Source organism: Alloyangia pacifica (assembly GCF_003111685.1).
GTDB classification, from domain to species: Bacteria; Pseudomonadota; Alphaproteobacteria; order Rhodobacterales; family Rhodobacteraceae; genus Salipiger; species Salipiger pacificus_A.
The window spans coordinates 1,177,013-1,203,102 of record NZ_CP022190.1; the positions used below are offsets into that span (position 1 = coordinate 1,177,013).

The 26,090-nt window shown below is 65.8% G+C and carries 22 protein-coding genes and 2 pseudogenes; 10 read left to right on the forward strand and 14 right to left on the reverse strand.

The features are described 5' to 3' along the window. Window positions 1–21: 21 nt before the first annotated feature. The 8 genes from CEW88_RS18445 to CEW88_RS18480 all read left to right on the forward strand — a co-directional run bounded on the left by CEW88_RS18445 (window position 22) and on the right by CEW88_RS18480 (window position 8,795). Complete coding sequence (locus tag CEW88_RS18445; protein ID WP_108969561.1) at window positions 22–1,032, forward strand: ABC transporter ATP-binding protein; 1,011 nt, start codon at window positions 22–24, stop codon at window positions 1,030–1,032. Beyond that, entirely contained in the window at window positions 1,029–2,138 is a 1,110-nt protein-coding gene (locus CEW88_RS18450; RefSeq protein WP_108969563.1) for a Gfo/Idh/MocA family protein, read from the forward strand. The genes CEW88_RS18445 and CEW88_RS18450 overlap by 4 nt, the downstream gene beginning before the upstream one ends. Further along, entirely contained in the window at window positions 2,135–2,779 is a 645-nt protein-coding gene (locus CEW88_RS18455) for a ThuA domain-containing protein (RefSeq protein WP_108969565.1), read from the forward strand. Before CEW88_RS18450 ends, CEW88_RS18455 begins: the two co-directional genes overlap by 4 nt. A gap of 96 nt (window positions 2,780–2,875) precedes the next feature. After that, a complete protein-coding gene (xylA, locus tag CEW88_RS18460; protein WP_108969567.1) occupies window positions 2,876–4,171 on the forward strand; it encodes a xylose isomerase in 1,296 nt (431 codons plus the stop codon). Window positions 4,172–4,741: 570 nt separating this feature from the next. Next, window positions 4,742–6,664, forward strand: coding sequence for a DUF3604 domain-containing protein (locus tag CEW88_RS18465; RefSeq protein ID WP_108969569.1), 1,923 nt, complete (start codon window positions 4,742–4,744; stop codon window positions 6,662–6,664). 2 nt (window positions 6,665–6,666) lie between these two features. Continuing rightward, entirely contained in the window at window positions 6,667–6,930 is a 264-nt protein-coding gene (locus CEW88_RS18470; protein ID WP_108969571.1) for a DUF302 domain-containing protein, read from the forward strand. A 27-nt stretch (window positions 6,931–6,957) separates the two neighbouring features. Next, window positions 6,958–7,800 carry a peptidyl-prolyl cis-trans isomerase gene (locus CEW88_RS18475; protein WP_108969573.1) on the forward strand — a complete coding sequence of 281 codons (843 nt, stop codon included), beginning with the start codon at window positions 6,958–6,960 and terminating at the stop codon, window positions 7,798–7,800. After that, complete coding sequence (locus CEW88_RS18480) at window positions 7,797–8,795, forward strand: HupE/UreJ family protein (protein WP_254694483.1); 999 nt, start codon at window positions 7,797–7,799, stop codon at window positions 8,793–8,795. The genes CEW88_RS18475 and CEW88_RS18480 overlap by 4 nt, the downstream gene beginning before the upstream one ends. A 2-nt stretch (window positions 8,796–8,797) precedes the next feature. Here the strand turns inward: CEW88_RS18480 and CEW88_RS18485 are convergent, their stop codons facing one another. From CEW88_RS18485 to CEW88_RS18500, 3 genes are all read right to left on the reverse strand, one after another. Continuing rightward, window positions 8,798–9,151 (reverse strand): DUF3604 domain-containing protein, encoded by a 354-nt coding sequence (locus tag CEW88_RS18485; protein WP_159099661.1) that lies wholly within the window; start codon window positions 9,149–9,151, stop codon window positions 8,798–8,800. Continuing rightward, entirely contained in the window at window positions 9,081–10,412 is a 1,332-nt protein-coding gene (locus CEW88_RS24560; RefSeq protein WP_159099662.1) for a DUF3604 domain-containing protein, read from the reverse strand. The genes CEW88_RS18485 and CEW88_RS24560 overlap by 71 nt, the downstream gene beginning before the upstream one ends. Window positions 10,413–10,704: 292 nt before the next feature. Continuing rightward, window positions 10,705–11,835, reverse strand: a complete 1,131-nt coding sequence (locus CEW88_RS18500; RefSeq protein WP_108969579.1) for an S-(hydroxymethyl)glutathione dehydrogenase/class III alcohol dehydrogenase — start codon at window positions 11,833–11,835, stop codon at window positions 10,705–10,707. A gap of 235 nt (window positions 11,836–12,070) precedes the next feature. Between CEW88_RS18500 and CEW88_RS18505 the strand changes: the two genes are divergently transcribed. After that, on the forward strand, window positions 12,071–13,087 hold the full coding sequence (locus tag CEW88_RS18505) for a GlxA family transcriptional regulator (protein WP_108969581.1): 1,017 nt from the start codon (window positions 12,071–12,073) through the stop codon (window positions 13,085–13,087). Here the strand turns inward: CEW88_RS18505 and CEW88_RS24970 are convergent. The 4 genes and pseudogenes from CEW88_RS24970 to CEW88_RS18520 form a co-directional block, all read right to left on the reverse strand. Next, entirely contained in the window at window positions 13,084–13,518 is a 435-nt protein-coding gene (locus tag CEW88_RS24970; protein ID WP_108969583.1) for a hypothetical protein, read from the reverse strand. The genes CEW88_RS18505 and CEW88_RS24970 overlap by 4 nt on opposite strands. Before the next feature lie 433 nt (window positions 13,519–13,951). Then, window positions 13,952–14,206 (reverse strand): annotated as a pseudogene (locus tag CEW88_RS24975) (transposase); the annotation flags it as partial. Next, entirely contained in the window at window positions 14,175–14,603 is a 429-nt protein-coding gene (locus tag CEW88_RS24980; RefSeq protein WP_159099664.1) for a transposase, read from the reverse strand. The gene CEW88_RS24980 and the pseudogene CEW88_RS24975, both read right to left, overlap by 32 nt. A gap of 789 nt (window positions 14,604–15,392) precedes the next feature. After that, window positions 15,393–17,765, reverse strand: a complete 2,373-nt coding sequence (locus CEW88_RS18520; RefSeq protein WP_108969587.1) for an arylsulfatase — start codon at window positions 17,763–17,765, stop codon at window positions 15,393–15,395. Window positions 17,766–18,060: 295 nt separating this feature from the next. Between CEW88_RS18520 and CEW88_RS25320 the strand changes: the two genes are divergently transcribed. Next, window positions 18,061–18,189 (forward strand): hypothetical protein, encoded by a 129-nt coding sequence (locus CEW88_RS25320; RefSeq protein ID WP_438839475.1) that lies wholly within the window; start codon window positions 18,061–18,063, stop codon window positions 18,187–18,189. A gap of 152 nt (window positions 18,190–18,341) precedes the next feature. Here the strand turns inward: CEW88_RS25320 and CEW88_RS24990 are convergent. The 7 genes and pseudogenes from CEW88_RS24990 to CEW88_RS18555 form a co-directional block, all read right to left on the reverse strand. Further along, window positions 18,342–18,563, reverse strand: a pseudogene (locus tag CEW88_RS24990) (hypothetical protein); the annotation flags it as partial. A gap of 143 nt (window positions 18,564–18,706) precedes the next feature. Next, entirely contained in the window at window positions 18,707–20,095 is a 1,389-nt protein-coding gene (locus CEW88_RS18530; protein ID WP_254694484.1) for an amidase family protein, read from the reverse strand. 16 nt (window positions 20,096–20,111) lie between these two features. Continuing rightward, window positions 20,112–21,005, reverse strand: coding sequence for a 2-hydroxyacid dehydrogenase (locus tag CEW88_RS18535; protein WP_108969588.1), 894 nt, complete (start codon window positions 21,003–21,005; stop codon window positions 20,112–20,114). Then, entirely contained in the window at window positions 21,002–22,612 is a 1,611-nt protein-coding gene (locus CEW88_RS18540; RefSeq protein WP_108969590.1) for an ABC transporter ATP-binding protein, read from the reverse strand. Before CEW88_RS18540 ends, CEW88_RS18535 begins: the two co-directional genes overlap by 4 nt. After that, the gene (locus CEW88_RS18545) at window positions 22,609–23,442 is read right to left on the reverse strand and encodes an ABC transporter permease (protein ID WP_108969592.1); all 834 of its coding nucleotides are present in this window, start codon (window positions 23,440–23,442) and stop codon (window positions 22,609–22,611) included. Before CEW88_RS18545 ends, CEW88_RS18540 begins: the two co-directional genes overlap by 4 nt. A gap of 14 nt (window positions 23,443–23,456) precedes the next feature. Next, the gene (locus CEW88_RS18550) at window positions 23,457–24,434 is read right to left on the reverse strand and encodes an ABC transporter permease (protein WP_108969594.1); all 978 of its coding nucleotides are present in this window, start codon (window positions 24,432–24,434) and stop codon (window positions 23,457–23,459) included. Between the two features lie 87 nt (window positions 24,435–24,521). Continuing rightward, on the reverse strand, window positions 24,522–26,069 hold the full coding sequence (locus CEW88_RS18555; RefSeq protein ID WP_108969596.1) for an ABC transporter substrate-binding protein: 1,548 nt from the start codon (window positions 26,067–26,069) through the stop codon (window positions 24,522–24,524). Window positions 26,070–26,090: the final 21 nt, after the last annotated feature.

Below are 26,090 nucleotides of genomic sequence, written 5' to 3' on the forward strand. Positions count from 1 at the left end.
CGAACGCAAGGAGCCGCACCCATGGCTGAAGTCCGCCTCAACAACATCACCAAGAAATTCGGCGCCGTGACCGTCATCCCCGACATGTCCCTGACGGTGCCCGACGGATCCTTCACCGTGCTCGTCGGCCCGTCGGGCTGCGGCAAGTCCACGCTGCTGCGCATCATCTCGGGCCTCGAGATGCCCAGCGACGGCGAGGTGATGATCGGCGGCGAGGATGTCACCTTCGCCGAACCCTCGGACCGGGGCATCTCGATGGTGTTCCAGAGCTACGCGCTCTACCCGCACATGACCGTGGCGCAGAACATCGACTTCGGTCTGCGGCTGGCCAAGACCCCCGCCGCCGAACGCGAGGCGCGGGTGGCCGAGGCAGCGCGGATCCTCGCGCTGGAGGACTATCTCGACCGCAAGCCCGGGCAGCTCTCGGGCGGTCAACGCCAGCGCGTCGCCATCGGCCGTTCGATCGTGCGCCAGCCGAAGGTCTTCCTCTTCGACGAGCCGCTGTCGAACCTCGACGCCGCGCTGCGCGGGCAGATGCGGGTGGAGCTGGCGCAGCTGCACCAGTCGCTCGACGCGACGATGATCTACGTCACCCACGACCAGGTCGAGGCGATGACACTCGCCGATCAGATCGTGGTGATGAACCGCGGCCGGATCGAGCAGGTCGGCGCGCCGATGGAGCTCTACGACCGCCCCATGACCGAGTTCGTCGCTGCGTTCATCGGCTCGCCGAAGATGAACCTCCTGCCCGGCGAGGCCGTCGGGCGGAGCGACGTGAAGACCGTTGGCATCCGCCCCGAGCACCTGCGCGCCGACCACGAGTCCGGCGATTGGCCTGCCACCGCCAAGGTGGTGGAGACCTTGGGCGCCGACACCGTGGTCTACGCTGATGCGGGCGCCCTTGGCGAGATCACCGTGCGCCTGCCCGGCAACATGCGCCTGAACGCCGGCGAGCGGCTCTTCCTGAGCCCCGAGCCAGGCAACCTGCATCTCTTCGACAAGGACGGGAACCGGATGGAGCAAACATCATGACTGCGTTGGGAGTGGGCGTCGTCGGCTGCGGCGTCATCAGTGAAATCTACCTGAGCAATGCCGCGCTTTTTCCGCAGATCGAACTGCGGGCCGTGGCGGATCTGAACTCCGACGCAGCCCGCGCCAAGGCCGAGGCCCATGGCGTGCCGGCGATGACCCCTGCCGAGCTGATGGCGCGGGATGACATCGACATCGTGCTCAACCTCACGATCCCGGCGGCGCATGTCGAGGTCGGGCTGGCCGCGCTCGAGGCGGGCAAGCACGTCTACTCGGAAAAGCCCCTCGCCGGCAGCACCGCTGACGCGCGGCGGCTCGTCGAGGCCGCGGAAGCACGCGGCCTCAGGATCGGCTGCGCCCCCGACACCTTTCTCGGCGGCGCGCATCAGAGCGCCCGCGCTCTGCTCGATGCCGGGCGCATCGGAACACCCACCGCGGGCACCGCGACGCTGATGCTCGCCGGACACGAGCGCTGGCACCCCAACCCCGATTTCTACTACGCCGGGCCTGGGGCCGGGCCGCTTTTCGACATGGGTCCCTATTACATCACCGCCATGGTCGCGATGCTCGGACCGGTGCGCCGAGTCTCCGCGCTGGCGGCGCGCGGCCGCGACCGCCGGATCATCGCCACCGGCCCGCGCGCGGGCCAGTCGGTCCCGGTCGAGACCCCCACCCATGTGACAGGTATGCTCGAATTCGCCGACGGCGCGCTGGTGCAGATCGTTACCAGCTTCGACGTAAAGGCCCATGGCCACGCGCCGCTCGAGCTTTACGGCACCGAGGGCTCGCTGGTCATTCCCGACCCGAACCGCTTCGACGGCACGGTGCGCCTCTATGGAGAGGACTGGCAGGACCAGCCCACCACCCACGCCCATGGCGACGGCAACTACCGCGGTCTTGGGCTTGCCGAGATGGCCACGGCGATCCAGGCCGGCACGCCGCACCGCGCGAGCGGCGCGCTGGCGCTGCACGTGCTCGACGTGATCGAGACCCTCCTGGCCTCGGCCGAGAGCGGGCAGGCCATCGACCTCAAAACCACCTGTGAGCGCCCGGCGGCCATGCGCCCCGGCGGCACCATCGGAGACATCAGCGCAGCGGAGGCGGCATGACGAAGAAGGCACTCATTTTCTGGGGCGGCTGGGAGGGTCACGAGCCCGAGGCCTGCTCCGCAATCGTCGAGGACATGCTCCGGACCGAGGGCTTCGACACAAGGCGCGAAAAGGGCACCGCGGTGCTCGGCGAAGAGGGTCTCGGGCAGTACGATCTCATCGTGCCGGTGATGACCCAGGCGCCCGTCGCCAAGGACGAGCTGGCGAACCTCGTGGCGGCGGTCGAGGCCGGCACCGGGCTTGGCGGTTTCCATGGCGGCATGGGCGACACCTTCCGCGCGGACCCGGCCTACCAGTTCATGGTGGGCGGGCAATGGGTGGCCCATCCGGGCAATATCCTCGACTACCGGATCGAGATCACCCGGCCCGAGGATCCGCTGGTCGAAGGCATTGGCGATTTCGATTACCGCTCCGAGCAATATTACCTCCACGTCGATCCCGGCATCGAGGTTCTGGCGACCACGACCTTCAGCGGCGCACATGCCCCCTGGACCAAGGGCACCGTCATGCCCGTGGTCTGGAAGCACCGCTACGGGCAGGCGCGGGTCTTCTACTCGGCGCTCGGCCATGTCGCCTCGGAATTCGAGGTGCCCCAGATGAAGGAAATCCTGCGCCGCGGCCTGCTCTGGGCGGCGCGCTGATCTTTGCGGGCACCGCCGGCCCTGCCGCGCGGATGCCCCTTCCCCACCACATCCCGGCCTCCCCCCAATCCGGCGGAGGCATTGAAAGGACCGCACATGTCTGATTTCTTTGGCGACCTCAAACCGCTGCGTTTTGATCCCGAGGGCGAAGGCCCCTGCTTCCGCCATTACAACCCCGACGAGATCGTCATGGGCAAGCGCATGGAGGACCACCTGCGCTTCGCGGTGGCCTACTGGCACAGCTTCGCCTACGAGGGCGGCGACCCCTTCGGCGGCCGCACTTTCGAGCGCCCGTGGTTCGGCGAGGACATGGACGCCGCGCGCCGCAAGGCCGATGTCGCCTTCGAGATGTTCGACCTGCTGAACGTGCCCTTCTTCTGCTTCCACGACGCCGACATCCGCCCCGAAGGCGCGAACTTCTCCGAGAGCCTGCGCAACTTCGAGGAAATCGTCGACATCTTCGAGCGCAAGATGGAGACCTCGAAGACCCGGTTGCTCTGGGGGACCGCGAACCTGTTCAGCAACCGCCGCTTCATGGCCGGCGCCGCCACCAACCCCGACCCCGACGTCTTTGCCTGGTCGGCCGCCACGGTGAAGGCCTGCCTTGACGCCACGCACCGTCTGAAGGGCGCGAACTACGTGCTCTGGGGTGGGCGCGAGGGCTACGAGACCCTGCTCAACACCGACATGGGCCGAGAGCGTGAACACGCCGGGCGCTTCCTGTGCATGGTGGTCGATCACGCCAAGAAGATCGGCTTTGACGGCACCATCCTCATCGAGCCGAAGCCGCAGGAGCCCACCAAGCACCAGTACGATTACGACGTGGCGACGATCTACGGCTTCCTCAAGGATTTCGGGCTTGAGAAAGAAGTGAAGCTGAACATCGAGCAAGGCCACGCCATTCTCGCCGGGCACAGCTTCGAGCACGAGCTGGCGCTGGCGCGGGAACTTGGCGTTCTGGGGTCGATCGACATGAACCGCAACGACTACCAGTCCGGCTGGGACACCGACCAGTTCCCCAACAACGTGCCCGAGACCGCGCTGGCCTATTACGAGATCCTGCGCGACGGCGGCTTCACCACCGGCGGCACCAACTTCGACGCCCGCCTGCGCCGGCAGTCGCTGGACCCCGAGGACCTGATCACCAGCCACGCCGGGGCGATGGACATTTGCGCGCGCGGCTTCAAGGCGGCGGCGCGTATGCTCGAGGACGACGCGCTCGAGGCGCCGCGGCGCGAGCGCTATGCTGGCTGGGACACGCCCGAGGCGCAAGCGATGCTCCAAAGCGACCTCGACACCATTTCCGCGCGTGTGATCTCGGAGGGCATCGACCCGCAGCCGCGCTCCGGCCGGCAGGAGGTTCTGGAGAACATCGTCAACCGCTACGTGTGACGTCCGCCGCCCGATGCGATCGGGACATGACAGCACGGCGCGCCCGGACCTCGGGCGCGCCGTTTTCTTCTGCGCATTTGGTCCACCCCTGCTCCGACCGATCGCCTGCAACGCCCTGCCGCCTGCTGCGCGAGGGCGAGTTGGAGCCCCACGACCGGGGCCCGCCGAGCGATCCCTTCGACGGCACGCACTTCTGCAACCACGCAGGCAGGCAGCCACGGGGCTTTTGCGACATCATGTGCGAGCGCCCGAGCGCGTCCGCCAGTAAGTAGACGGCAGACCATGCATCTGAATGCAGCCCGGCCCACTTTCCGGAGTCAGCTCTCGGATATCCGGAAACATGCCCTCTGCAGACCCCAAGCGGCCCTGAGAGTTCCTTGAAACAGCTGCGATAACTCAAGACAAAGCGCGCTCGGTTGCGTTTTGGCTCATGCGAGAGTTTTCCCTTGATTACCTTAGGTCAATCGCAACGATAATACACGCAGACGTAGCGGGCGACTCGGCTTCAGCCCTGCCGGCGATATTGAAAGACGGATTTTGACACAGTCCTTGATGCAGAAAGGCTGATCCATGGCACGCCATTTCGTCTCCATCCTGCTTTCCAGCACATTGCTCGCGACGCCACTTCTGGCGCAGGTGAACACCGACGCCGGCACCATCACGCCCGAGAAGATCGAACGTTTTTTCAACCAGCCGGGCTATTCACCCTATGCTGGGCGCAACTTCCCGACCCGCCCGCTCTTGGGCGAGATGCACCTGCACACGTCTTGGTCGGGCGACGCGGTCGCAGGCGGCACCCGGATCGGTCCCAACGAGGCGCTGCAATATGCCAAGGGCGCCCAGATGACCTCCAGCACCGGCGTCGATGTGAAGTTGTCACGCCCTTACGACTACATGATGGTGGCCGATCACTCCGATGCGTTGAACATCTTCAACGGCATCCTCGAGGGCGATCCCACGCTGATGACCGATCCGCAGCTCAAGGAATGGAACAAGGGCATGAATGCCGGCGGCGCCGCGGCCAGCGCGGTGGTCATGGACATCATCACCCAGCAGGGCGAAGGCACGCTGCCAGAGGCCGTGACGGACAACGACACGCAGTTCGACATGTGGCGGCAGATGACCGAGATCGTCGAGGGCCACAACCAGCCCGGCATCTTCACTGCGCTCATCGGCTACGAATGGACATCGAATTTCGGCGGCGGCAACAACTTGCATCGCAACATCGTCTACCGCGACGGCAAGGACAAAGCCGACATGGTGCGGCCCATGACCACCTTTGACAGCGACATTCCCAACAAGCTCTGGGAGTGGATGGACGCCTACGAGGAGACCACGGGAGGCAGGGTTCTGGCCGTCCCGCACAACGGCAACCTCTCGAACGGGCTGATGTTCGCCACCGAGACCCCGGATGGTCAGCCGATCGACCAGGACTGGGTGGAGACGCGGGCGCGCTGGGAACCGCTCTACGAGGTCACACAGGGCAAGGGCACCTCCGAGCAGCATCCGACACTCGCGCCCACCGACGAGTTCGCGGACTTCGAAATCTGGGACAAGGGCAACCTGAACGTGGTGCCCAAGGAACCCGGCATGATCGACTACGAGTATGCCCGCGAAGCGCTCAAGCGCGGTCTGCTGCTCGAGGATGAGTTCGGCACGAACCCGTTCAAGTTCGGCATGGTCGGCTCGACCGACGCCCATACTGGCATTTCCTCTACGGAAGAAAACAATTTCTTCGGAAAGTTCCCTGCAAGTGAGCCCTCGCCCGAACGCTCCACCGGAAATGCCTTCGACTTCGAGGGCCGCACCGTGAAGGACTGGCAGCTCGGCGCTTCCGGCTTGATGGCGGTCTGGGCGCAGGAGAACACCCGCGCCTCGATCTGGGACGCGATGAAGCGCAAGGAGGTCTACGGCACCACCGGCACCCGCATCGGGCTGCGCTTCTTCGGCGGCTGGGAGTTTGAAGAGGCTGACGCGCTGGGGCGGAACCCCGGAACCATCGGCTATGGCAAGGGCGTGCCCATGGGCGGCGACCTGATGCCCGCGCCCGAGGGCGCCGAGGCACCAAGCTTCCTCGTCGCGGCGCTGAAGGATCCCTACTCGGGCAACCTCGACCGCATCCAGATCGTGAAAGGCTGGGTCGATGCCGAGGGTAAGATGCAGGAGAAGATCTTCGACGTGGTCTGGTCTGGCGACCGCGAGCCCGGTGAGGACGGCAAGCTGCCTCCGGTCGGCGATACGGTGGACGTGGAGAACGCCAGTTTCGCCAACACCATCGGCGCGTCCGAGCTGATCACCGTCTGGACCGATCCCGAGTTCGACCCGGCGCTCGATGCCTTCCACTACGCCCGGGTTATCGAGATCCCGACGCCGCGTTGGACCGCCTATGACGCCGCCTATTTCGACGATGCAGCTTTCACCGACGACGTGCCGATGACGGTGACCGAGCGCGCCTACAGCTCGCCGATCTGGTATTCCGCGAGCGGCGAGTAAGCATGTCTGGCTTCAGAACCGAGGTCCCCCTAGATCGCCCGTTTGACGAGGCGGTCGAGGCGGTGACCGCGCGGCCCGACGTCGGCCTGCTGCTGCCGTGCAACGTCACCGTCGAGGAGGCCCCCGGTGGCGCGCTGGTCCGGCTGGTGGACGCCGGGCAGATGATGGCCATGGGCGATCTTGGAGAAGTGGCCGAGATTGCCGATCTGGCGCAGGACGCGGGCGCCCGGCTGAACCGGGTCGCCGATACCTTGCGCAGCGGCTGACGGCGGAAGGGTCAGGAAGGCAGGACCATGAAGATCGGCACCATTCTCCGCTCCCCGCTGCTGCATTTTTTCGTGCTGGGCGGGCTGGTCTTCGGGTTTTATGCAGTCACAGCCCCGCCGGAGGCCCGCGCGCCCCGCGACGACGTGCTGCGCCTCACCGAGGCAGAGATGAACCGCATGGCCGACAGTTTCCTGGCCGCATGGGGCCGTGCCCCGACCGAAGCGGAATCCCGCGGCCTTGTACGCGACTGGGCGATAGAGGAGGTGATGGTGCGCGAGGCGCTGGCGCTCGGTCTCGACAAGGGTGACGCGATGATCCGCAACCGCCTGCGCACCAAGATGGAGTTCCTCGCCGAGGCCCCTGCCGCCGCCATGACCCCGGACGACGCGGCACTGGAGGCGTATTACGCGCAGAACGCCGCGGCCTACGCGCGCCCCGCGCAGGTCAGCTTCACGCAGGTGTTGCTGCCCGGAGATGCCACGGCTGAGGAAGTGGCGGCGCTGCGCGCCGAGCTGGAGCAGGGTGCGGACCCCGGCGGAATTGGACAGGCGACGATGCTGCCGACGCGGCTCGAGGCGATGGCCGCGCCGGCGGTGGAACGTGTCTTCGGCGGCGGCTTCGGCGGGGCGGTGGCCGGGTTGCCGCTGTCCGCCTGGTCGGGGCCGCTGTCCAGCGGCTACGGGCAGCACCTGGTCAGGCTGGACGCGGTCGAGGCGGCGCAACTGCCGCCGCTCGAGAGGCTGCGCGACAAGGTAATCGCCGACTGGCGCTCAGCCGAGGCGCGCAAGATGCGCACTGCCTTCACCGAAGAGTTGCTGAGCCGGTATAGGCCGGACCTGCCCGGTGATGACGCGGCGGAGCAGCCGTGAGGCATTTCCTGGCCCTGATCCTGCTGCTGACCGCGGCGCTGCACCCCGGCTGGGCGAGGGCCCATGCTCTCGATCCCGGCTTTCTCGAGCTGTCGGCCATGGATGGCACGCAATGGCGGGTGAGCTGGCGGATGCCCGACGTGAACGGACGCCCGATGCCGATCAGGCCGCGACTGCCCGAAAACTGCCAACAGACCCCGGCGCCCGACCCGGCCTTCGACGGGAGGGCCTGGGTCACCTCGTTTCTTGCCACCTGCCCCGAGGGGCTGGCAGGCGGCAGCATCGGCATCGACGGGCTGGAGCGCACGCGCACCGACGTGCTGGTGCGCTACGAACTGAAGCCAGGGCAAGCGCAGACGCAGCGTCTCACGGCAGGATCGCCGGAGTTCACCGTTCCCGCCGAGCTGGGTCCAGGCGCGGTCTTTGCCAGCTATGTCTCGCTGGGCGTCACCCATATCCTCGAAGGCGCGGATCACCTTCTTTTTGTCTTTGCCCTGCTGCTGCTCGTGCGCCAGCCGCGGCGCCTGCTCTGGGCGATCACCGCCTTCACCCTGGCGCATAGCCTCACGCTGGCCGCCGCCACGCTGGGCCTGTTGCGCCTGCCCTCGGCCCCGGTCGAGGTCGTGGTGGCGCTGTCGATCGTCTTTCTCGCCTACGAGCTGGCTCTGCCGCCCGAACGTCGCGATCCCGTCTCCGAGCGCTTTCCGGCGCTGGTCTCCTTCGGCTTCGGGCTTATCCACGGGCTGGGCTTTGCCGGCGCGCTGCGCGAGATCGGCCTGCCACAGGCAGACATACCGCTGGCACTGCTGTCGTTTAATATCGGGGTCGAAATCGGTCAGCTGATGTTCATAGGCGTCGTGCTGACGATCGGCTATTTCGCGCGCCGCATGGCCCCGGCGCTGGCCAAGCACGGAGCGCTCCTGAGCCGGGCAGCCAGCTATGGCATCGGAAGCATCGCGGCCTTCTGGGTGATCGGGCGCATGACGGCATTCTGATTCTACCCACGATACCTTTGGCTCTGCGTTTCATGAGACATCGGCCCTCGAAATGGTCGCACCTCGGAGCAGAGTTCTTGCTGCTGCGAGGCGTGTTCGGAACGTCCGCACTGCCGCGTCCGATCCCCTGAAGGAGGCTGCAAGGGGCGATCAAAGGCTGCTAGAGGGAACCGCGCCGCGGCATGGCTCACCCAAGCGAAGGTCGGGCGCCGCACCTCGGCTTTCCCGAAGTCCCATCCGGCGAAGGCGCGGACGCACAAGCGCGTGCCCGTCGTCGCAAGGACCTCACGCCAATCGAAGGCATCCCAGATTGCCTCCCGGATGTTCCCTTTCGCCCAGGCGGCGGCAAGACCCAAGGCACCAAGGTCGATGTCCTAAAGTGAGTATTGCGGATCGAGCGCACTCTCGATGTAGATGCCGTCCTTGCGGTGGATGGCCTCGACGGCGACCAGCAGGATGCTGAGCGCGATCAGCGTCTCGACCGGGAGCGGCGGCAGTGAGACGTAGCCGAAGGGCGCGAGGTCCTCGGGCTGGTTTTCCGTCACCAAAACGAGGTGCATCCCCAGCCCCGAGCGCACGGGCCCGAACCACGTCGCGACCGGCCGCTCCGAGAGTGTGTCCGCAAAGCCGCCACCGAATGAGTTTCCCCGTGCCTGCGCCGAAGTCAGCGCCAAGTCCGTCGGCATCGCCAGCTTGCCGCGCTGGCCCGGCGGGACCTCTCCGCCCCCCTGCAACGACGCGAGCGCCACTTCCGACGCCTCGTCCCCGGCCTCGGCAGGCAGGGGGAGCGCCTGCCGGAACACGATAGCCTGCGGCAGGATGAAGAGATCGGGGGGCGCGGCTTGGAAGGCGCGCAGCTGTTCCTCGGTGGGCGTAGTAGAAAGCCCCTATGTCGGGGGGCCAGTCGGGATCGGTCCAGACCGTCATCCGCTCTAAGTCACCCTTCTCGGTATTGAACTCACCGGTCTCCATGTTGATCGGCGCATCGACGGGCGTGACGCTGCCATCGGCCTGTAGGCGGTCGCCGGAGGCCGCGACGTCGTAGATGGTGTCCTTCATCTCGCCGTTCTCGTACCAGCCCTTGATGATCTGGATGCGGTCGAGGTTCGGCCCGATCGGGTCCTTCATCGCCCAGACGAGGAACTGCGGTGCCTCGGTGCCGGTGTAATCGCCGCCCATGGGCACGCCCTTGGCGTAGCCGTCAGTGACCATGGCGTCATAACTGTCGTAGCTCTCGGCAAAACCCTGCGCCGCGAAGACGCGCACCTTCGTGCGCGGGCCGGAGGTGGCGAAGGTCTCCTTGGCGCGCATGGACTCCCAGATGGCGCCGCGGGTGTTCGACTCCGCCCAGATCGCAATGAGGGCGCCGGGGTTCACGTCGGAGATCTGCATCTCGCCCTCAAGCACGGAGGTCGATCGGATCTCGGCGGTCTGGTCGGCATAGCCATGGTTGCCGACGGCGAAGTTGTCCTCCTCGACGTTGCTTGGGGTGCCGTTGTGACTGTCGATGCCGCCGACGAAGCCATACTTGAACGGGTTCACCCCGAGGTCGGCATTGTACTTGATGCCGCGCCCAAGGGCGAGTTTCGGCAGGGCGACACCCTTGGGCAGGGTCAAGGTTTTCTCCAGGATCCTCTGGGTCACTCCGGATCTGGGTGCCCGGACAGCTGTGGCAGACGAGACTTTGCTTGCTCGCCGATGCTGTCCACTTCATCACCCGGCGCCAAGCTGCCCCCGATCGGATAATCCACTCGGAATGGAAGGCACTCATGAAAGTGGTGCATGAATGAACGGATTGCCCAGGCGAAAGCCAAGCGTGACAGTCGATATCCACGCTGGACAGAAATGTCGAACTCCCGGCAAGCCAAGCGCCCGCCGAGAGAAATTTCGTGCCGGTTGTCCGGATAGATCAGAACTCCACCACCGCGCGGATCGACTTGCCCTCGTGCATGAGATCAAAGCCGTGGTTGATCTCGTCGAGGGTCAGCTTGTGGGTGATCATCGGGTCGATCTCGATCTTGCCGTCCATGTACCAGTCGACGAACTTCGGCACGTCGGTGCGGCCCTTGGCGCCGCCAAAGGCGGTGCCCTTCCACACCCGGCCCGTCACCAGCTGGAACGGCCGGGTGCTGATCTCGGCCCCCGCCGGCGCCACGCCGATGATCACCGACACGCCCCAGCCGCGGTGCGAGCATTCCAGCGCATCGCGCATCACCTTGACGTTGCCGGTGGCGTCGAAGGAGTAGTCCACGCCGCCGATCTGGTCCGCGCCGCGCTTGGTGAGGTTGACGATCTCCTGGGTGACCGAGCCCTCGATCTTCGACGGGTTGACGAAATGGGTCATGCCGAACTTCTTGGCCATCTCGGCCTTGGAGTCGTTGAGATCGACGCCGATGATCATGTCGGCCCCGGCCATGCGCAGGCCCTGGATCACGTTGAGCCCGATGCCGCCGAGGCCGAAGACCGCCGCGGTCGAGCCGATCTCGACCCCCGCCGTGTTGATCACCGCGCCGATGCCGGTGGTCACGCCGCAGCCGATGTAGCAGATCTTGTCGAAGGGCGCGTCGTCGCGCACTTTGGCAAGCGCGATCTCCGGCATCACCGTGTGGTTGGCGAAGGTCGAGCAGCCCATGTAGTGATAGATCGGCGTGCCATCGAGCATCTTGAAGCGGGTGGTGCCGTCGGGCATCAGCCCCTGGCCTTGGGTGTTTCGGATCGCGGTGCAGAGGTTGGTCTTGCCCGACAGGCACGACGGGCACTCGCGGCACTCGGGCGTGTAGAGCGGAATCACGTGATCGCCCGGCTTCAGCGTGGTGACCCCCTCGCCCACCTCGAGCACCACGCCCGCGCCCTCGTGGCCGAGGATCGAGGGAAACAGCCCCTCGGGGTCGTCCCCGGAGCGGGTGAACTCGTCGGTGTGGCAAAGCCCGGTGGCCTTGATCTCGACAAGCACCTCGCCGGCCTTTGGCCCGTCGAGTTCCACGTCCATGATTTCGAGTGGTTTTCCGGCCTCGAGAGCCACGGCTGCACGGGTTCGCATGTCGATGTTCCTTCTGGAGTGTCCAAGGGATCGGTGCGCGGCCGCCCTGTACGGAGGGACCGCATCCGGGGATATGAAAAACAGCGAGAATGGCGATGCGCTCGGGGGCGCCTCACCTTTCCCATGCGACAGAAGTCCTATATCTCCCGCCCCGGAGCAATCCGGATGTTCGGACTTTTCCGGACAACTCACCCCCAGATCGCGCAAACCACCGGTGTCACGAACGGAGCCCCGCATGCCTGACCGCTGCCCCAGCGCACCGGAAACCGCGATCATCGCGTCGCGCAAGGTGCACATCGTAATCTACCCCGGCTTCAAATGCATGGAGGCGGTCGGGCCGGTGAACGTTTTCACTGCCGCCAACCGATATCTCGCGACAGCCGCGCACCCGGCGCGCTACGACGTCGAACTGGTCGCTCCGACCACGGGTCCGGTGCAGTCCGAGAGTTTCCTGACGCTGACCGCGCAGCGCGCACTCGAGGGCTGCATCCCGGAGGACACCGTGATGATCGCCGGGGCGCTGGAGATCGAGGAGGCGCTGCGCGGCAACCCGCAAATCGTCGACTGGTGCCGCCGCAATGCCGCGCGCGCCACGCGCTTCGCCTCGCTCTGCACGGGCACGTTCTTTCTTGCAGAGGCCGGGCTTCTGGACGGGCGCCGCGCCACAACGCACTGGAGCGTCGCCGCAAGGCTGCAGCAGGACTACCCCGACGTGCGGGTCGAGGCCGACGCGATCTTCCTGCGCGAGGACAACCTCTATACCTCGGCCGGCGTTACCGCCGCCATCGACCTCGCGCTGGCCTTCGTCGAACAGGATTTCGGCCGCGATCTCGCGCTGTCGGTGGCGCGCGACATGGTGATCTATCTCAAGCGCCCCGGCGGCCAGTCGCAGTTTAGCGCGGTGCTGACCGGCCAGACGCAGGTCCGCTCGGGCATCGCCGACATCAGGACTTGGATCCACGCCAACCTCGAGCGCAAGCTGCAGACCGGCGATCTGGCGCGTCGCGCCGGGATGAGCGAGCGCAACTTCGTGCGCCAGTTCACCCGCGACGTCGGGCAGAACCCCTCGGATTACGTGATGAACGCCCGCTGTGAGCGCGCCACAACCCTGCTGCTGGAGACCGGACTGCCGGTGAAGACCATCGCACACAGGGTCGGCTTCTCCTCGGATGACCAGATGCGCAAGGTGTTCAACCGCAAGTTCTCTCTGACCCCGCGCGAGTACCGGGAGCGGTTCTCGACCGCCGCCTAGATCGGGGTGCCGATTGCGCAGCGCGGGCCGTATAAGGGCAGCGTCATGAGCCGCGCGCGCTGAGTACTCAGGTCGGCGCCGCACTCGGCCACCAGCTTCAGGGCCAACGAAGGGCCGAGGCCATGGATCGGCGTCAGGGCGGGTCCCAACACGCCGTAGAGGGCCGCTCGGACATCGGAGGCCGGTGCGTTGAGCTGCCGGCCTCCAATACGGGCCTTCGTCAGCGGCTTCCAGCCTGCAATCGCACCCCTCGAACTTGGCTTTGTAGAAATCTCGAGGGGCTGCGCCAGGGCGAAGACGTGCTCCGCTCGATCACTCCCGATGAGCGCGGCACGGATCGCCTCCGGAGAGGACTTGCATTGTACGTCGCGGTCGCCGGCCGGGCGATCGGGGTCACGTTCTCCCGAGACAATCGCACGGATGATCTTCATGCCTGTCGCGCGGTGATGTCGGAGACGACGTGATGCAGTTGCAGGTTCATCAGCGCTTTCTGCATATGTTGGATATGGGCCATAGCATACTCTGTCAGCCGCTCCCGCTGCCGCATGTCGGCGCGTAGCGTCGCGACCTCCGCATCAGGGCGGAGCCGCCTCGTAGCAGTCCGTAGGACTGAAGCTGGCGCAGCCAGCTCGCATCGCCTACGTGCGACTTCCGGCCCGGCACGTTCTTGGCATAGCGGGGGTTCACCTGGCTCCCATTGAGGCCTCGGGCCTTGAGGATCTCGAACGCCGAGATCCAGCAGACGCCTGTCGCCCCCATCGCCACGCCGGTTGTACCTCGGTCCGCAAACCATTCGGCCAAGGCCTGCAGGTTCTGGGTGAATGTGCCGAAGGCGCGCACCGGCGGGTTGCGACCCGGGACGTTTTTCAGGATGTCGCGCTCCGCCTTGAGCTTGGCGACCTCTTTCTTCAGGGCCGCGACCTCCGCCAGCTCTGCGCGTTGCTGCCCATTGCCAGGGAAGGCGGAAGTAGGAGCCGCGTTGGCTTCCCGGATCCATCGGCGCAGGACGCTCTCTGCGACCTCGATATCCCAGCTGGCCTGAACCACGGCGACGCCGCGTTCCTGCACCAGCCTCACCGCCTCGATCTTAAACTCTTTGCTGAACGTCCATCTCTTCATCTGCTGTCTCCAAAAAATGCCAGCGGTCAGCGACCTGAACCGCCTCTGGAAAAGCACGGGCAACGGCGCTGCCATATCCGCCATTGCGATCTCGGGCGACGCATGCAACGCCGGGGTGGTCACGGAGCCAAGCCCACTCATCGATGCCGAAGATCCGCGGCGCAGCCTTGGCGTGATCATCGCCCGCCCTGAGACTGCGCAAGAAGGCATCTTTGTTCACCGGCAGCAAGACGCGGCTTGCGAGAAATTGAGCCGGCCGGCCACCAAGCGCCACCGCGAGGTGCCGGACCAGCTTTTGCATTCGCAGCGTGCGACTTGCCCAAGGTCTGGCCACCTCCGGCGTGAGGCGCTCGCTAAATATCGACTGATGGCACCAGAAACGACGCACATCGATCACCAGGCGACCTTGAGGCCGTGCGCAGGCAAATCCGCAAGACGGCGGCGGTAATGGCTATGGACGTGGCGAGATCGCGATCCCCAGCAGGGGCAAACCGCAGACGTGCCGCTCGAGCGGGCCAAAACCTGTATCGTGCCATCGTCGGTCCTGATGTCATCAACCACAAGACCAGCCCGGACCAAACCTCTAAAATCCTAACGCCGCATCCTGCACATCCTTCTGATATTACGTCAGAAGAAGTAGGTGCCTCCGTGATCGGCGCGCATCAAGAGTGAGCCAGAGCCAATTTTGCATGCCGGTTCACAAGCAGCTATCCGGGCAGAGCGTAGCGATCGGCCCGTCCGAGCCCTTAGTTGAAGCGCCAAGTTCTCGCGGCGCGCGTTTGCAGCGAAGCCGCTGCCGCAAAGCACTGGAAATTTACGGGGCGCCGCAGCCAAGACCTCGCACATTCATGCTGGGCACAGCGACAATCGAAGCTTCAAGGACCGGACCGCGGACAGTCCGGCCGCTCGCCACTCCGCGAACTGCGGTCCGGCCAGCAAGAACCTCAACGGCTGCATCCATTGGCCCGAGATGCGACTTGCGGAGATACGACCCACCGAGCTTGTCCGCGCCTCGTAACTTGGGCGGCGCGCAGGAGACCGACTTCGAGCCCGAACTTGTCGTCGCCGCGAGCGCTATCCTCCGATGATTTTTTGTGGCGCGGGAACTAGGCCTTTCGGCACAGTCAAATGAAAACCGGGGCCGCGGCAAGGCGGTTGCGCTGACCGCCGCGGCCCGGATGTGACGCTACTGCAATTCCACGGTCACCTGCTTGATCGTGCCGGTGAACGCAAAGGGCGCCTCCTCCCGATAGTTCGGAGTGACCGTCGATCCGAGGTCCATTCCGATGTCCAGCGTCTCGGTTGCAGAGTAGCGGGCCGGAACGGTCTTCTCGACATCTCCGCTTGCGACCTCGGCACCATCGACAAGCAGCGTCGCAGTGCCGCCCGTGACCTCCTTCCCGGCCTCGAATGGAAGCTGTTCGTAGACCATCGTCACGGTGTGTTCACCCGGCTCCAGCGCGGCCTCTCCTGCGACCCGGTAGACCTCCTTGCCGAAAAAGTTGAACTCGTAGACCGGCACCCCGTCCTCGAGATACAGCGTGTATCCCGCCGACGACCCACCGTTCGCGATCATCACGCCACTTGCGCCTCCCTCCGGCACCTCGATCTCGGCGGTGATCGTATGAGAGCGCTGATAGGCCGGAGCCGCGCTGCCTTCGGGTATGCGGACCGTGCCCGGCGCATAGGTGAAGACGTCGCGACCACGGGTCACAGACGGGCGTTCGGGGTTTCTGGCACGCTCGGCGAAGCGGTCGTCGAGCGGGTAGACCTGGAACTTTTGGGCTTCTTCGTCGAACATCGCCTGAAGCTCGGCGAGCTTCTCGGGATTCTCTGCGGCGACGTCATGTGCCTGCGAGAAGTCTTCTTCGATGTTGTAGAGCTCCCAGGTGCTGTCGTCGAAACCCACCGAGCCGGTCAGCACCCAAGGCGCGCCGTGAAAAGACGCCGCGACCCAGCCATCATGATAGAGCGCGCGATGCCCTCCGGTCTCGAAATACTGCGTGTGCCGTGTCCCAGCAGCTTCGGCATCGGCAAAGCTGTACTCCATGCTCACGCCTGCCATGGGCGTCTGCTCGGTGCCGTTGACCACTTCGGGCTCAGGAATGCCCACCGCTTCGAGGATCGTCGGGGCGATGTCCACGACGTGATGGAACTGCGTCCGGATGCCACCGGTGTCGGTGATCTGCGCGGGCCAGCTGATGACCATGCCGTTGCGGGTTCCGCCAAAATGCGACGGCACGCGCTTCATCCACTGGAACGGCGACGAGCCTGCCCAGGCCCAGCCCACAGGGTAGTGATTTTCATGCAGTGGGCCGCCGATCTCGTCTATCACGGGCAGCTGCGCCTCGACCGTGTCGGGAACGCCGTTCTGGGTCATCATGTTGTTCAGCGTCCCGGTGACGCTGCCCTCGGCGCTTGGCCCATTGTCGCCTGCCACAAGGATGATCAGCGTATTATCGGCCTCGGGCAAGGCGTGGACCTTGTCGATCAGGCGGCCGATTTCATGGTCTGTCTGCGCCAGGAACCCGGCAAACACCTCTTGGTGTCTGCTGAAGAGCCGCTGGGCATCGGCGTCGAGAGAGTCCCAGGCCTCGATTTCCTCCGGCCGCGGCGTGAGGTCGGTGTTTTCGGGGACAACGCCGATGTCTTTCTGCCGGGCGAGCGTATCTTCGCGGACCTTGTCCCAGCCCTGATCGAACTGGCCCGAGAACTTGTCGATCCATTCTTCGCTGACGTGCAGCGGGGCATGCACCGCGCCCGGAGCGAAATAGATGAAATAGGGCTTGTCGGGCGCGACGGATTGCTGGCGATCGAGCCAGGCGACCGCATCGTCCACCAGATCGACGTTGAGGTTGTAACCTTCCTCCGGGGTGTTCTCCGGCTCCACCGGGATCGTGTTCCGGAAGAGCTGAGGGTCCCATTGGCTCGTCTCGCCGCCCTGGAAGCCGTACCAGTATTCAAATCCGAGCCCGGTCGGCCAGTGATCGAACGGCCCCAACGGAGAGGTTTCCCAATCCGGCGTGTTGTGCCATTTGCCGAACGCGGCGGTCGAGTAGCCATGATCCTTGAGGATCTCTGCGATGGTCGCTGTCGAGCGCGGCCAGATGCTGTCGTAGCCGGGATAGCCGGTGGAGAGCTCGGTGATCGTGCCAAAGCCGCTTTGATGGTGGTTGCGCCCGGTCAGCAGGGCCGCCCGCGTCGGCGAACAGATCGCGGTGGTGTGGAACCGCGTGAAACGCAGGCCGTCTTCTGCGAGGGCATCCATCGCCGGGGTCGGAACCGGCCCCCCGAATGTGCCGGGCTGGCCAAATCCGAGGTCGTCGATGAGAACGACAACGACGTTGGGCGCGCCTTCGGGCGGCGTTACAGGTTGGGGATAGTCCTGGGTCGAGCCCTCGAAGGTTTCCGTGATGACCCCTTCGAAAGGGGCCGGCGGCAGCGGCAGGACCGAGCCGTCCCGCGGCGCGTCTTGCGCGCTGGCCGTTGAGGCCGACGTGATGAACAGGAGGACAGCGCCTCCTCGAAGCGCACGCTTGACGTGAAATAGCCGGGTCATCGACGTCCCTCTACAATCATTGAATCAAATTGACGTAAGGTTAACACACAATTCATGCGTGCGAAGGTGCGACTTGCATCCGCGCCTTTTGGAGCAGAGCTGCGCTTGCCTACCCGGGTGCTATTGTCGGAGGAGGCTCTAAAAGGCCAGGTAAACGGGCTCAATTCTGCGCCCCTCCCTCGGCGTGACGCAGGGGCAATGAACGGCAGGAAGGTCGAGATTTATTGGAATAAGGCGGCTTGCTTGGCGGGCTGTGGGCTGCCTCACTTCCTGCATGTCCAGGAGGGCCCGTTCGATGATGGGCAAGAGATCGGCGTCGCGGGGCGACCTGTTCTACAATCTCTCGCTTGAGACCCACATCCCAGCGAAACACCTATTGCGCTCCATCGACCGGATCGTCGCGCTCGACGATATTCGGCAGTAGCTGGACCCGGTCTACAGTTCCAGTGCCCGACCTTCGATCGACCCGGAGCTAATGATCCGTATGCTGCTGGTCGGCTATTGCTTCGGGAGATGCGCCCTCAAGCAGCGCTGCGCGCCCAACGAGGATGTTCGCAAGATCGCACGACACATGCATGTGGATGCACGGGACAAGACGCGCTTGGCGCTGTGCCGCCGCTTGCGATGCACCGTCTTGTCGCCATCCAGCTTCGGCCGCTTGATCGGCGCCGTTCGCCGGTAGCCAGGTGGCACCGAGATGGCCAAGGTTGTGTCGACCGTATCACGAGAGATGTTGAAACGGGCTGCTGCCGCCCCCTCGTCGTCCGAAATCAGCTCTTTTACCAAGCTGGTCTCCATCGCAGAGACCAGCTCGAACTGCGCGAGCGCCGCAATGTGCCTGCCTTTCTTCAACACGACCTAGCGGATCGAAGGTGCTCTCGCCCCCTCAGCCAAAGGCCAACTTTTAAGCGCAGGGCCACCAGCGCCGAAACCGACGCCGCTCAGGCTGGCGGATGCAGTCCGAAGGCGCGTTCCAGCACTTCGCCGGCTTCCAGACACAGGTCTTCGCGCCAGGGCGGTGCAACCAGTTGCACACCCGAGGGCACGCCTGCCTCAAGCCCGGAGCAGACCGACAGCGCCGGGAGACCGAGCAGCGGGATTCCGATCTGAGGCACCTGAGCCTCCCAGAGGCGCGCAATGGTTTCAGGACCATTGAGGTCTTCGTCTTGGGCGAAGGGCAGCTCGGCCGAGACCGGCATCAGCACCAAGGGGTAATCGACAAGGAAGGCCCGCCAGGCCCGGATCAGCCGCGCGCGGCGGCTGAACAGGGCGCTGAACTTCGCAAGATCGATCCCCCGCGCCCGCTCCTCGTAGAAGCTCAGCAGCGCGATGGCCCCCGGATCGCCCTCGAGCTTTGCCGCCGCCAGCTTGTCGGAATGCGCGTCCGAGAGCCACAGGTCGATTTGCAGCTCGACCGCTTCGCGGATGTCGGGCACCTGCGTCGGCTCCTCGACTTGCCAGCCCGCCTTGCGCAGGATCTCGGCGGCGCGATCGAGATCGGCAAGGATGCGCGGGTCGGTGTCGATGCCGCCCGGGCGCTTCATCAGCGCGACACGCGACGCGACGGCGGGGCCAGTGAGCGGCACCGGCGCGCTCCAGGGGTCTTCGGGCGCATAGCCCGACATGCCCTCGAGCCCCAGCCGCAGGTCGTCGACCCGGCGCGCCAGCGGGCCGGCCACCGCCATGAGCTGGGGGCCGATGGCCCGGTCCGGCCCGGAATAGTTGAAAGCCGGCACCCTTCCCGGCGTCGGGCGCAGACCCTGCACGCCGCAGGCATAGGCCGGGTAGCGGATCGAGCCGGCGATGTCGGTGCCATGGGCGATATGCCCCAGCCCCGCCGCCGTCGCCGCCCCTGCTCCACCCGATGAGCCGCCGGGGGTCAGCGCGGAGTTGTGCGGGTTGCTGGTGGTGCCGTGCAGCTTGTTCGAACTGAACCAGCGGTAGGAGAAGGCCGGGCAGTTGGTCCGCCCGACCACGATGGCCCCCTGTGTGCGCATGTTGCGCAGGAAGGGGCTGTCCTGGGTGGCAATGAGGTCCTTGGCCAGCGTGGTACCGTTGGTCGTGGCATAGCCCTTCTGGTCGGCGATCACCTTGACCGTCACCGGCACGCCGGCCAGCGCGCCGCCGTCCTCGCCCGCCGCGATGCGGGCGTCAAGCGCCTCGGCATCGCGCATTGCCTCCTCACCGGTGTCCTGCACGATGGCATTGATCGCGGGGTTCAGCCGCGCCGCCCGGTCGAGCGTGGCGCGGGTCACCTCGGCGGCCTTGAGCGAACCGGCACGAACGCGGGCGGCCAGCGCGCGGGCGGTGAGATCGTTGGGGTCTGTCATGATGCGGGGTCCGAAGTCAGAGAGAGGACAGTCGTTCGCGGATCGCCCGCACGACGAAGCGGCGTTCGGGGATGCTGGCGACATGCGGGGTGACGAGCACCTTGGGATGCGTCCAGAGCGGGTGGCCCTGCGGCAGCGGCTCGGTGTCGAAGACATCCATCGAGGCCCCCGACAGGTGCCCGCTGTCGAGCTGGGCAATGAGGTCGTCCTCCACGACCTGCCCGCCGCGCCCCATCTGCACCAGCGCCGCGCCCTGCGGCAGCTTCGACAGGAAGCCCGCATCGATCAGCCCGCGCGTGGCATCGGTGAGGGGCAGCACGTTCACCAGGATGTCGCTCCGGGCAAGAAACACGTCGAGCCCGTCCCCGTGAAAATGCTCCACGCCCGGCTCCACCGGTTCAGGCGCGCGGCGCGAATAACCCGCCACCGGATACCCAAGCCCAACCAAGCCCTTGGCGATGGCGCGGCCCATGTGACCGAACCCCAGAACCCCCACGCGCCGGTAGGCGGGCGAGAGCCCGATGACCCTGCGCCCCCACTCGCCGCGCCCCTGCTGGGCGACGTAGCGGCCCATGTCGCGGTGATGCCAGAGCACGTGGAAGGCCGCAAAACCCGCCATCTGCAGCGCCTGATCGGCATCCTCGACGCGGTAGACCGGCACATGCGCAGGGCGCGACGGGCAGGCCATGATCGCATCGGTCCCGGCCCCTGCCGAGAAGATCGCCTTGAGCCCCGTCATTCCCTCGAAGAGATCGTCGGGCGGGATGAAGGTGAAGACGAAATCCACCTGTGCCGGATCGGAGATATCCTCGCGCTGAAAGACGGTCAGCTCGGGCGCGTCCTCGGCGAAGACTCCGCGGAAGTGCGGCCAGAGATCGACGCCGCCGGTCGTCGTGATGACGCCCCTCATGCGGCGCCTGCCTTTGCCCAATCTGCGCCCGGAACGGCGGCCAGGAGCTGCCGCGTGTAGTCCTGTTGCGGGTTCAGGAAAATGTCGTGCACGGTTCCGATCTCCACCAGTTTACCCTTCTGCATCACGGCGATCCTGTCGCAGAGCTGCGCCGCCACCCTCAAATCGTGGGTGATGAAGAGGATCGACAAATCGAAACGCTCGCGCAGATCGCGCAGAAGGTCCAGAACCTGCGCCTGAATGGAGACGTCCAACGCCGAAACCGCCTCGTCCGCGATGATCAACTCGGGATCCATGGCGAGCGCGCGGGCGATGCCGATACGTTGGCGCTGGCCACCGGAGAATTCATGTGGGAAACGGCTGGCGGCATCGGCGCCGAGACCGACAATCTCCAAGAGTTCCCGCGCGCGGGCCCGCGCTTGCGCTTTCGGCACGCCCTTGGTGATCGGCCCGTCGGTGAGGGCGCCCATGATGCGCTGGCGCGGGTTGAGCGAGGCATAGGGGTCCTGGAACACCATCTGCACCTTGTGGCGCTGCTTGCGCAGCTCTTCCTCGGAGAGCGCCGCCAGATCGGTGCCGCCGACCAGCACCTGCCCGCCGTCGGGCGTCACCAGCCGCACGGCGGTGCGGCCCAGCGTCGACTTGCCCGATCCGCTCTCGCCCACCAGTCCCAGCACCTCGCCGCGCCCGACGGTGAGCGAGACGTCATCCACCGCGCGCACCTCGCGCACCGGGCGGAACATGCCGCCTCCGGTACGGTAGACCTTGCGCAACCCCTTGATCTCCAGCGCCGGCACCTCGCGTGGCGCACGGGCGGGCGGCAGCTTGCCGGTGGGGATCGCATCGAGCAGACGGCGGGTGTACTCGTGCTGCGGGTCGGTGAGCACCGAGGCAGCGCTGCCGCGCTCGACCACCCGACCCTCGCGCATGACGATCACCTGGTCGGCGATCTCGGCCACCACGCCGAAGTCGTGGGTGATGAACATCACCGCCATTCCGCGCTTGTCGCGCAGGTCGAGGATCAGCTTCAGGATCTGCGCCTGCGTCGTCACGTCGAGCGCCGTCGTCGGCTCGTCGGCAATCAGCAGCTTCGGCTCCAGCGCCAGCGCCATGGCGATCATTGCCCGCTGACGCTGCCCGCCGGAGAGCTGGAAGGGATAGGCGCGGATGATCTTCTCGGGATCCGGCAGGCCAACCTCGCGAATGAGGTTCAGCGCCTTCTCGCGCCGCTCCTGCTGGGAAAAGCGGTCATGCGCGGCGAAGACCTCGGCGATCTGCTCGCCGATGCGCATCAGCGGATTGAGCGCGGTCATCGGCTCCTGAAAGATCATCGCGATACGCGCCCCGCGCAGCGCCTGCTTCTCGGGCTCGGGCAGGCGCAGGATGTCGCGCGCTTCGAACGTGGCGCGGCCCGCCTTCACACCAACGCCCGGCGGAAGCAAACCCATCAGCGCATTGGCGGTCATCGACTTGCCCGAGCCACTTTCGCCGACGACGCAGAGGATCTCGCCCTTCTCGATGGCAAAGGAGATGTCCTCGACCGCGAAAGCCCGGTCGGCGCCCTGCGGCAGCCCGATGCTGAGGTGTTCGATCGAAAGCGCGCTCATGCCTTGCCCCTCCGGCTGAGGTGGGGATTGAGGGCGTCATTCAGACCCTCGCCGATGAGGTTCAGCGCCAGCACCGTGATGACGATGGCGATGCCCGGGAAGAAGCTGAGCCACCAGGCGCTGCGGATCACCGTGCGCGCCGCGCCGATCATGTAGCCCCAGCTCATCGCGTTGGGATCGCCGAGGCCGAGAAACGAGAGCGAGCTTTCCAGCAGGATCGCCGTGGCGACCATCAGCGAGGCCATGACGATGATCGGCGAGACGGTGTTGGGGAGCACCTGCGTCAGCAGGATGCGCGGCCGCGACAGGCCCGCAAGCCGCGCGGCGTCGACGAACTCGCGCTTGCGCACCGACATGACCTCGGCCCGTACCAGCCGCGCCACCGGGGGCCACGACACGATCGCGATGGCGATGGTGATCGAGGCCAGCGTCGGCTCGAAGATCGCCACCAGCACGATGGCCAGCGCGAAGTTGGGGATGGTCTGAAAGAACTCGGTGAAGCGCATCGCCCCCTCGTCCACCCAGTTGCCGTAAAACCCTGCGAGCGCGCCCAGAGGCACGCCGATCAGCAGCGCCACCAAAGTCGAGACGAGCCCAACCAGCAGCGACACCCGCGCGCCGTAGGCCAGCTGCGAGGCGACGTCACGGCCGAGCGTGTCGGTGCCCAGCGGCAGCCCGTCCATGGTGAAGGGCGTCAGGAACGGACGCTGCACCATCTGCCACGGCGTGTGCGCAAAGATCAGCGGCGCGAAGATGGCGATCCCGATCACCGCCAGCAGCAGCACCACGCCGACCATCGCCCCGATATTGGAGGAAAAGCGTTTCCACATGGCTCAGACCCTCCTCATGCCTTCGCGCCGATGCGCGGATCGACCAGCCGGTAGACGATATCGGTGACGATATTGAACAGGATCACCATGGCCGCCGAGACGAGGAAGACCCCGAGGATGGTGTTGTAGTCGCGCGCCGCGAGGCTCTCGAACATCAGCCGCCCGATGCCGGGCCAGGCAAAGACCGTCTCGGTCAGTACCGCGCCGCCCACCAGTTGCCCCACCTGAAGGCCCGCAAGCGTGACCACCGGCAGGATCGCGTTGCGCAGGATGTGGCGGCGGCGGATGGCGGGGCCCGACAGGCCCTTGGCCTTGGCTGTCTTGACGAAGTCGAGCTGGCTCACCTCCAGCATCGAAGCGCGGGTCATCCGCATGTAGACCGCCATGAAGAAGAGCCCGAGCGTCAGCGCCGGCAGCACGAGGTGCTTGGCGATGTCGAAGGCACGCGCCAGTCCGGTGTAGCCCGCGCCCACCGTCTCGTAGCCGAAACCGGGAAGCCAGCCGAGCCAGACCGAGAACACCAGCACCGCCATCAGCGCAGCCCAGTAGAGCGGCGTGGCGTAGAACAGCAGCGCCAGCGTGGTCAGCAGGCTGTCCGAGGCTTTGCCCACCCGCGCCGAGGCAGCGACGCCAAAGGCGATGCCCAGCACCAGCGAGATCACGAAGGCGGTCAACGTCAGCAGCAGTGTCGCGGGGAGCCGCTCGGCGATGAGCTGCGCGACGGGCGCGCCCTGCCGGAAGGAGTAGCCGAGATCCAGCGTCAGCACGCTGCCGACGTATTTGCCCAGCTGCACGTAGAACGGCTGGTCGAGACCGAAGCGCTCGCGCAACTGTTCGATCATCTGCTCGTCGGCGGCCCCCGCCTCGCCCGCCAGCACCACCGCCGGATCGCCCGGCGCCGCATGCAGCAGGCAGAAGTTCAGGACCGCGATGGCCAAGAGTGTCAGGAACGCCTTGAACGCCCGTGACAGGATTACGGTGAGTATGGTCATAGGCCCCCGGACGTCCCGTTGGTTCCTGTCCTCCACTGGAGGACGGCTCAGGGGCGGGCCGGCACCGGCCCGCCCCGTGGCTGTGACTTATTCTTCGACCCAGGCGTCGCGCAGACCGTCGTTCACCCCGATGGCGGTGGTCACCAGGTCGTTGACGTTGCAACGATAGATGGTCGGGAACTCCAGTTCCTGAAGCCAGGCCACGGGCACGTCGTCGACGATCTCCTTCTGGATCTCGGCATAGGCGGCAGCACGGTCCTCGGTGTTCACCATTCCCGCGGCGGCGGTCCACTTGGCGTCGAGCTCGGGGTTCTCGTAGCCCTCGACGTTGTTCCAGGGGCTGCCCTTGCTGATCTGGCTCGCCACGTAGTTGCGCGACACACCCAGCGCCGGGTCGCCATACTGGTAGAGGTAGGTGAAGGCGAGATCATAGTCCCACTGCGAGGTCTTCTCGTTCCAGCCCGCGACGTCGGTGCTGTCAATCTCGGCGTTGATGCCGACCTCTGAGAGGTTCTGCCGCACCGCCTCGGCCCAGCGTTGCCAGGTCTCGCCGTAGGGCAGCGGCAGGATGCGCACGGGAGCGCCATCGTAGCCCATCTCGGCCAGCAGTTCCTTGGCCTTGTCGGGATTGTAGTCGTAGTGGGTCACGTCATCGCTGTAGAAATTGGTCGAAGAGGCGACCGGTCCGGTCGCGACCTTGCCGAAGCCGTTCCACACCACGTCTTTTACGAAGTCGCGGTCCATGGCGTACATGACCGCCTGGCGGAAGCGCACGTCGGCGGTGGGCCCCTGCCGGTTGTTCAGCCACATCCACGAGAGCGGCGCGAAGAATTCCCAGCCTGCGCCGGTGGAACAGACGCCCTCCATCTCGGTCAACCGCGGCACATCCCAGTTCTCGACCGAGCCGCCGGGCAGCACGTCCACCTCGCCGGTCTCGAAGGCCACGGCACGGGCGGCAGCATCGGGGATCACGCGGTAATAGACCTCATCGAGGTAGGGCTTGCCGTCGAGGTAGTAGTCCTCATTCTTCACCAGGTGGATGTAGCTGCCCTTCTCCCATTTCTCGAACTTGAACGGGCCGGTGCCGATGGGCGTCGCGTTCATTTCGTTGGTCGCGTAGTCGGTGCCCTCGTAGATGTGCTTGGGGACGATCGGCATGGTGCCTGCCTCGAAGGCGTTGATGAACGGGCCAAAGGGCTCCTTGAGCTGGAACACCACCGTCGTGTGGTCGGGCGCGGTGATGCTCTCGACATAGGCCAGCGAGGCTCGCAGGCGGGCGTGTGTCTCGCGCAGGAAGACGTCGGCCGAGAAGACCACGTCATCGGCGGTGAAGGGCTCACCGTCGTGCCAGGTCACCCCGTCCTGAAGTTGGAAGGTGTAGGTCAACCCATCGTCCGAGATCTCCCAGCTCTTGGCGAGGCTGGGTTGCGGCTCGAGGTCGGCGTTGTAGCGCAGCAGGCTCTCGTAGATGTCGCCCGCCACCAGCTGGGTGGGGCCATTTTGCACGAGGCCCATCATCAGCCCCGGCGGTTCGGGCTGCACGACGATGTCGAGGCGGCCACCCTCCTGCTGCGCGGCAAGCGGCGCGGCAAGGGTGGCGGCGATCAGGAAAGTGGTCGCTCTAAGTGTTTTCATGGGGTCCCTGTTGGTTCTGTT

What these genes read in the sequence shown, in the direction of transcription:
- CEW88_RS18445 (WP_108969561.1), top strand. Translation starts at nt 22, where the DNA reads ATGGCTGAAGTCCGCCTCAACAACATCACCAAGAAATTCGGCGCCGTG.
- CEW88_RS18450 (WP_108969563.1), top strand. Translation starts at nt 1,029, where the DNA reads ATGACTGCGTTGGGAGTGGGCGTCGTCGGCTGCGGCGTCATCAGTGAA.
- CEW88_RS18455 (WP_108969565.1), top strand. Translation starts at nt 2,135, where the DNA reads ATGACGAAGAAGGCACTCATTTTCTGGGGCGGCTGGGAGGGTCACGAG.
- xylA (WP_108969567.1), top strand. Translation starts at nt 2,876, where the DNA reads ATGTCTGATTTCTTTGGCGACCTCAAACCGCTGCGTTTTGATCCCGAG.
- CEW88_RS18465 (WP_108969569.1), top strand. Translation starts at nt 4,742, where the DNA reads ATGGCACGCCATTTCGTCTCCATCCTGCTTTCCAGCACATTGCTCGCG.
- CEW88_RS18470 (WP_108969571.1), top strand. Translation starts at nt 6,667, where the DNA reads ATGTCTGGCTTCAGAACCGAGGTCCCCCTAGATCGCCCGTTTGACGAG.
- CEW88_RS18475 (WP_108969573.1), top strand. Translation starts at nt 6,958, where the DNA reads ATGAAGATCGGCACCATTCTCCGCTCCCCGCTGCTGCATTTTTTCGTG.
- CEW88_RS18500 (WP_108969579.1), bottom strand. Translation starts at nt 11,835, where the DNA reads ATGCGAACCCGTGCAGCCGTGGCTCTCGAGGCCGGAAAACCACTCGAA.
- CEW88_RS18505 (WP_108969581.1), top strand. Translation starts at nt 12,071, where the DNA reads ATGCCTGACCGCTGCCCCAGCGCACCGGAAACCGCGATCATCGCGTCG.
- CEW88_RS24970 (WP_108969583.1), bottom strand. Translation starts at nt 13,518, where the DNA reads ATGAAGATCATCCGTGCGATTGTCTCGGGAGAACGTGACCCCGATCGC.
- CEW88_RS18520 (WP_108969587.1), bottom strand. Translation starts at nt 17,765, where the DNA reads ATGACCCGGCTATTTCACGTCAAGCGTGCGCTTCGAGGAGGCGCTGTC.
- CEW88_RS25320 (WP_438839475.1), top strand. Translation starts at nt 18,061, where the DNA reads ATGATGGGCAAGAGATCGGCGTCGCGGGGCGACCTGTTCTACAATCTC.
- CEW88_RS18530 (WP_254694484.1), bottom strand. Translation starts at nt 20,095, where the DNA reads ATGACAGACCCCAACGATCTCACCGCCCGCGCGCTGGCCGCCCGCGTT.
- CEW88_RS18535 (WP_108969588.1), bottom strand. Translation starts at nt 21,005, where the DNA reads ATGAGGGGCGTCATCACGACGACCGGCGGCGTCGATCTCTGGCCGCAC.
- CEW88_RS18540 (WP_108969590.1), bottom strand. Translation starts at nt 22,612, where the DNA reads ATGAGCGCGCTTTCGATCGAACACCTCAGCATCGGGCTGCCGCAGGGC.
- CEW88_RS18545 (WP_108969592.1), bottom strand. Translation starts at nt 23,442, where the DNA reads ATGTGGAAACGCTTTTCCTCCAATATCGGGGCGATGGTCGGCGTGGTG.
- CEW88_RS18550 (WP_108969594.1), bottom strand. Translation starts at nt 24,434, where the DNA reads ATGACCATACTCACCGTAATCCTGTCACGGGCGTTCAAGGCGTTCCTG.
- CEW88_RS18555 (WP_108969596.1), bottom strand. Translation starts at nt 26,069, where the DNA reads ATGAAAACACTTAGAGCGACCACTTTCCTGATCGCCGCCACCCTTGCC.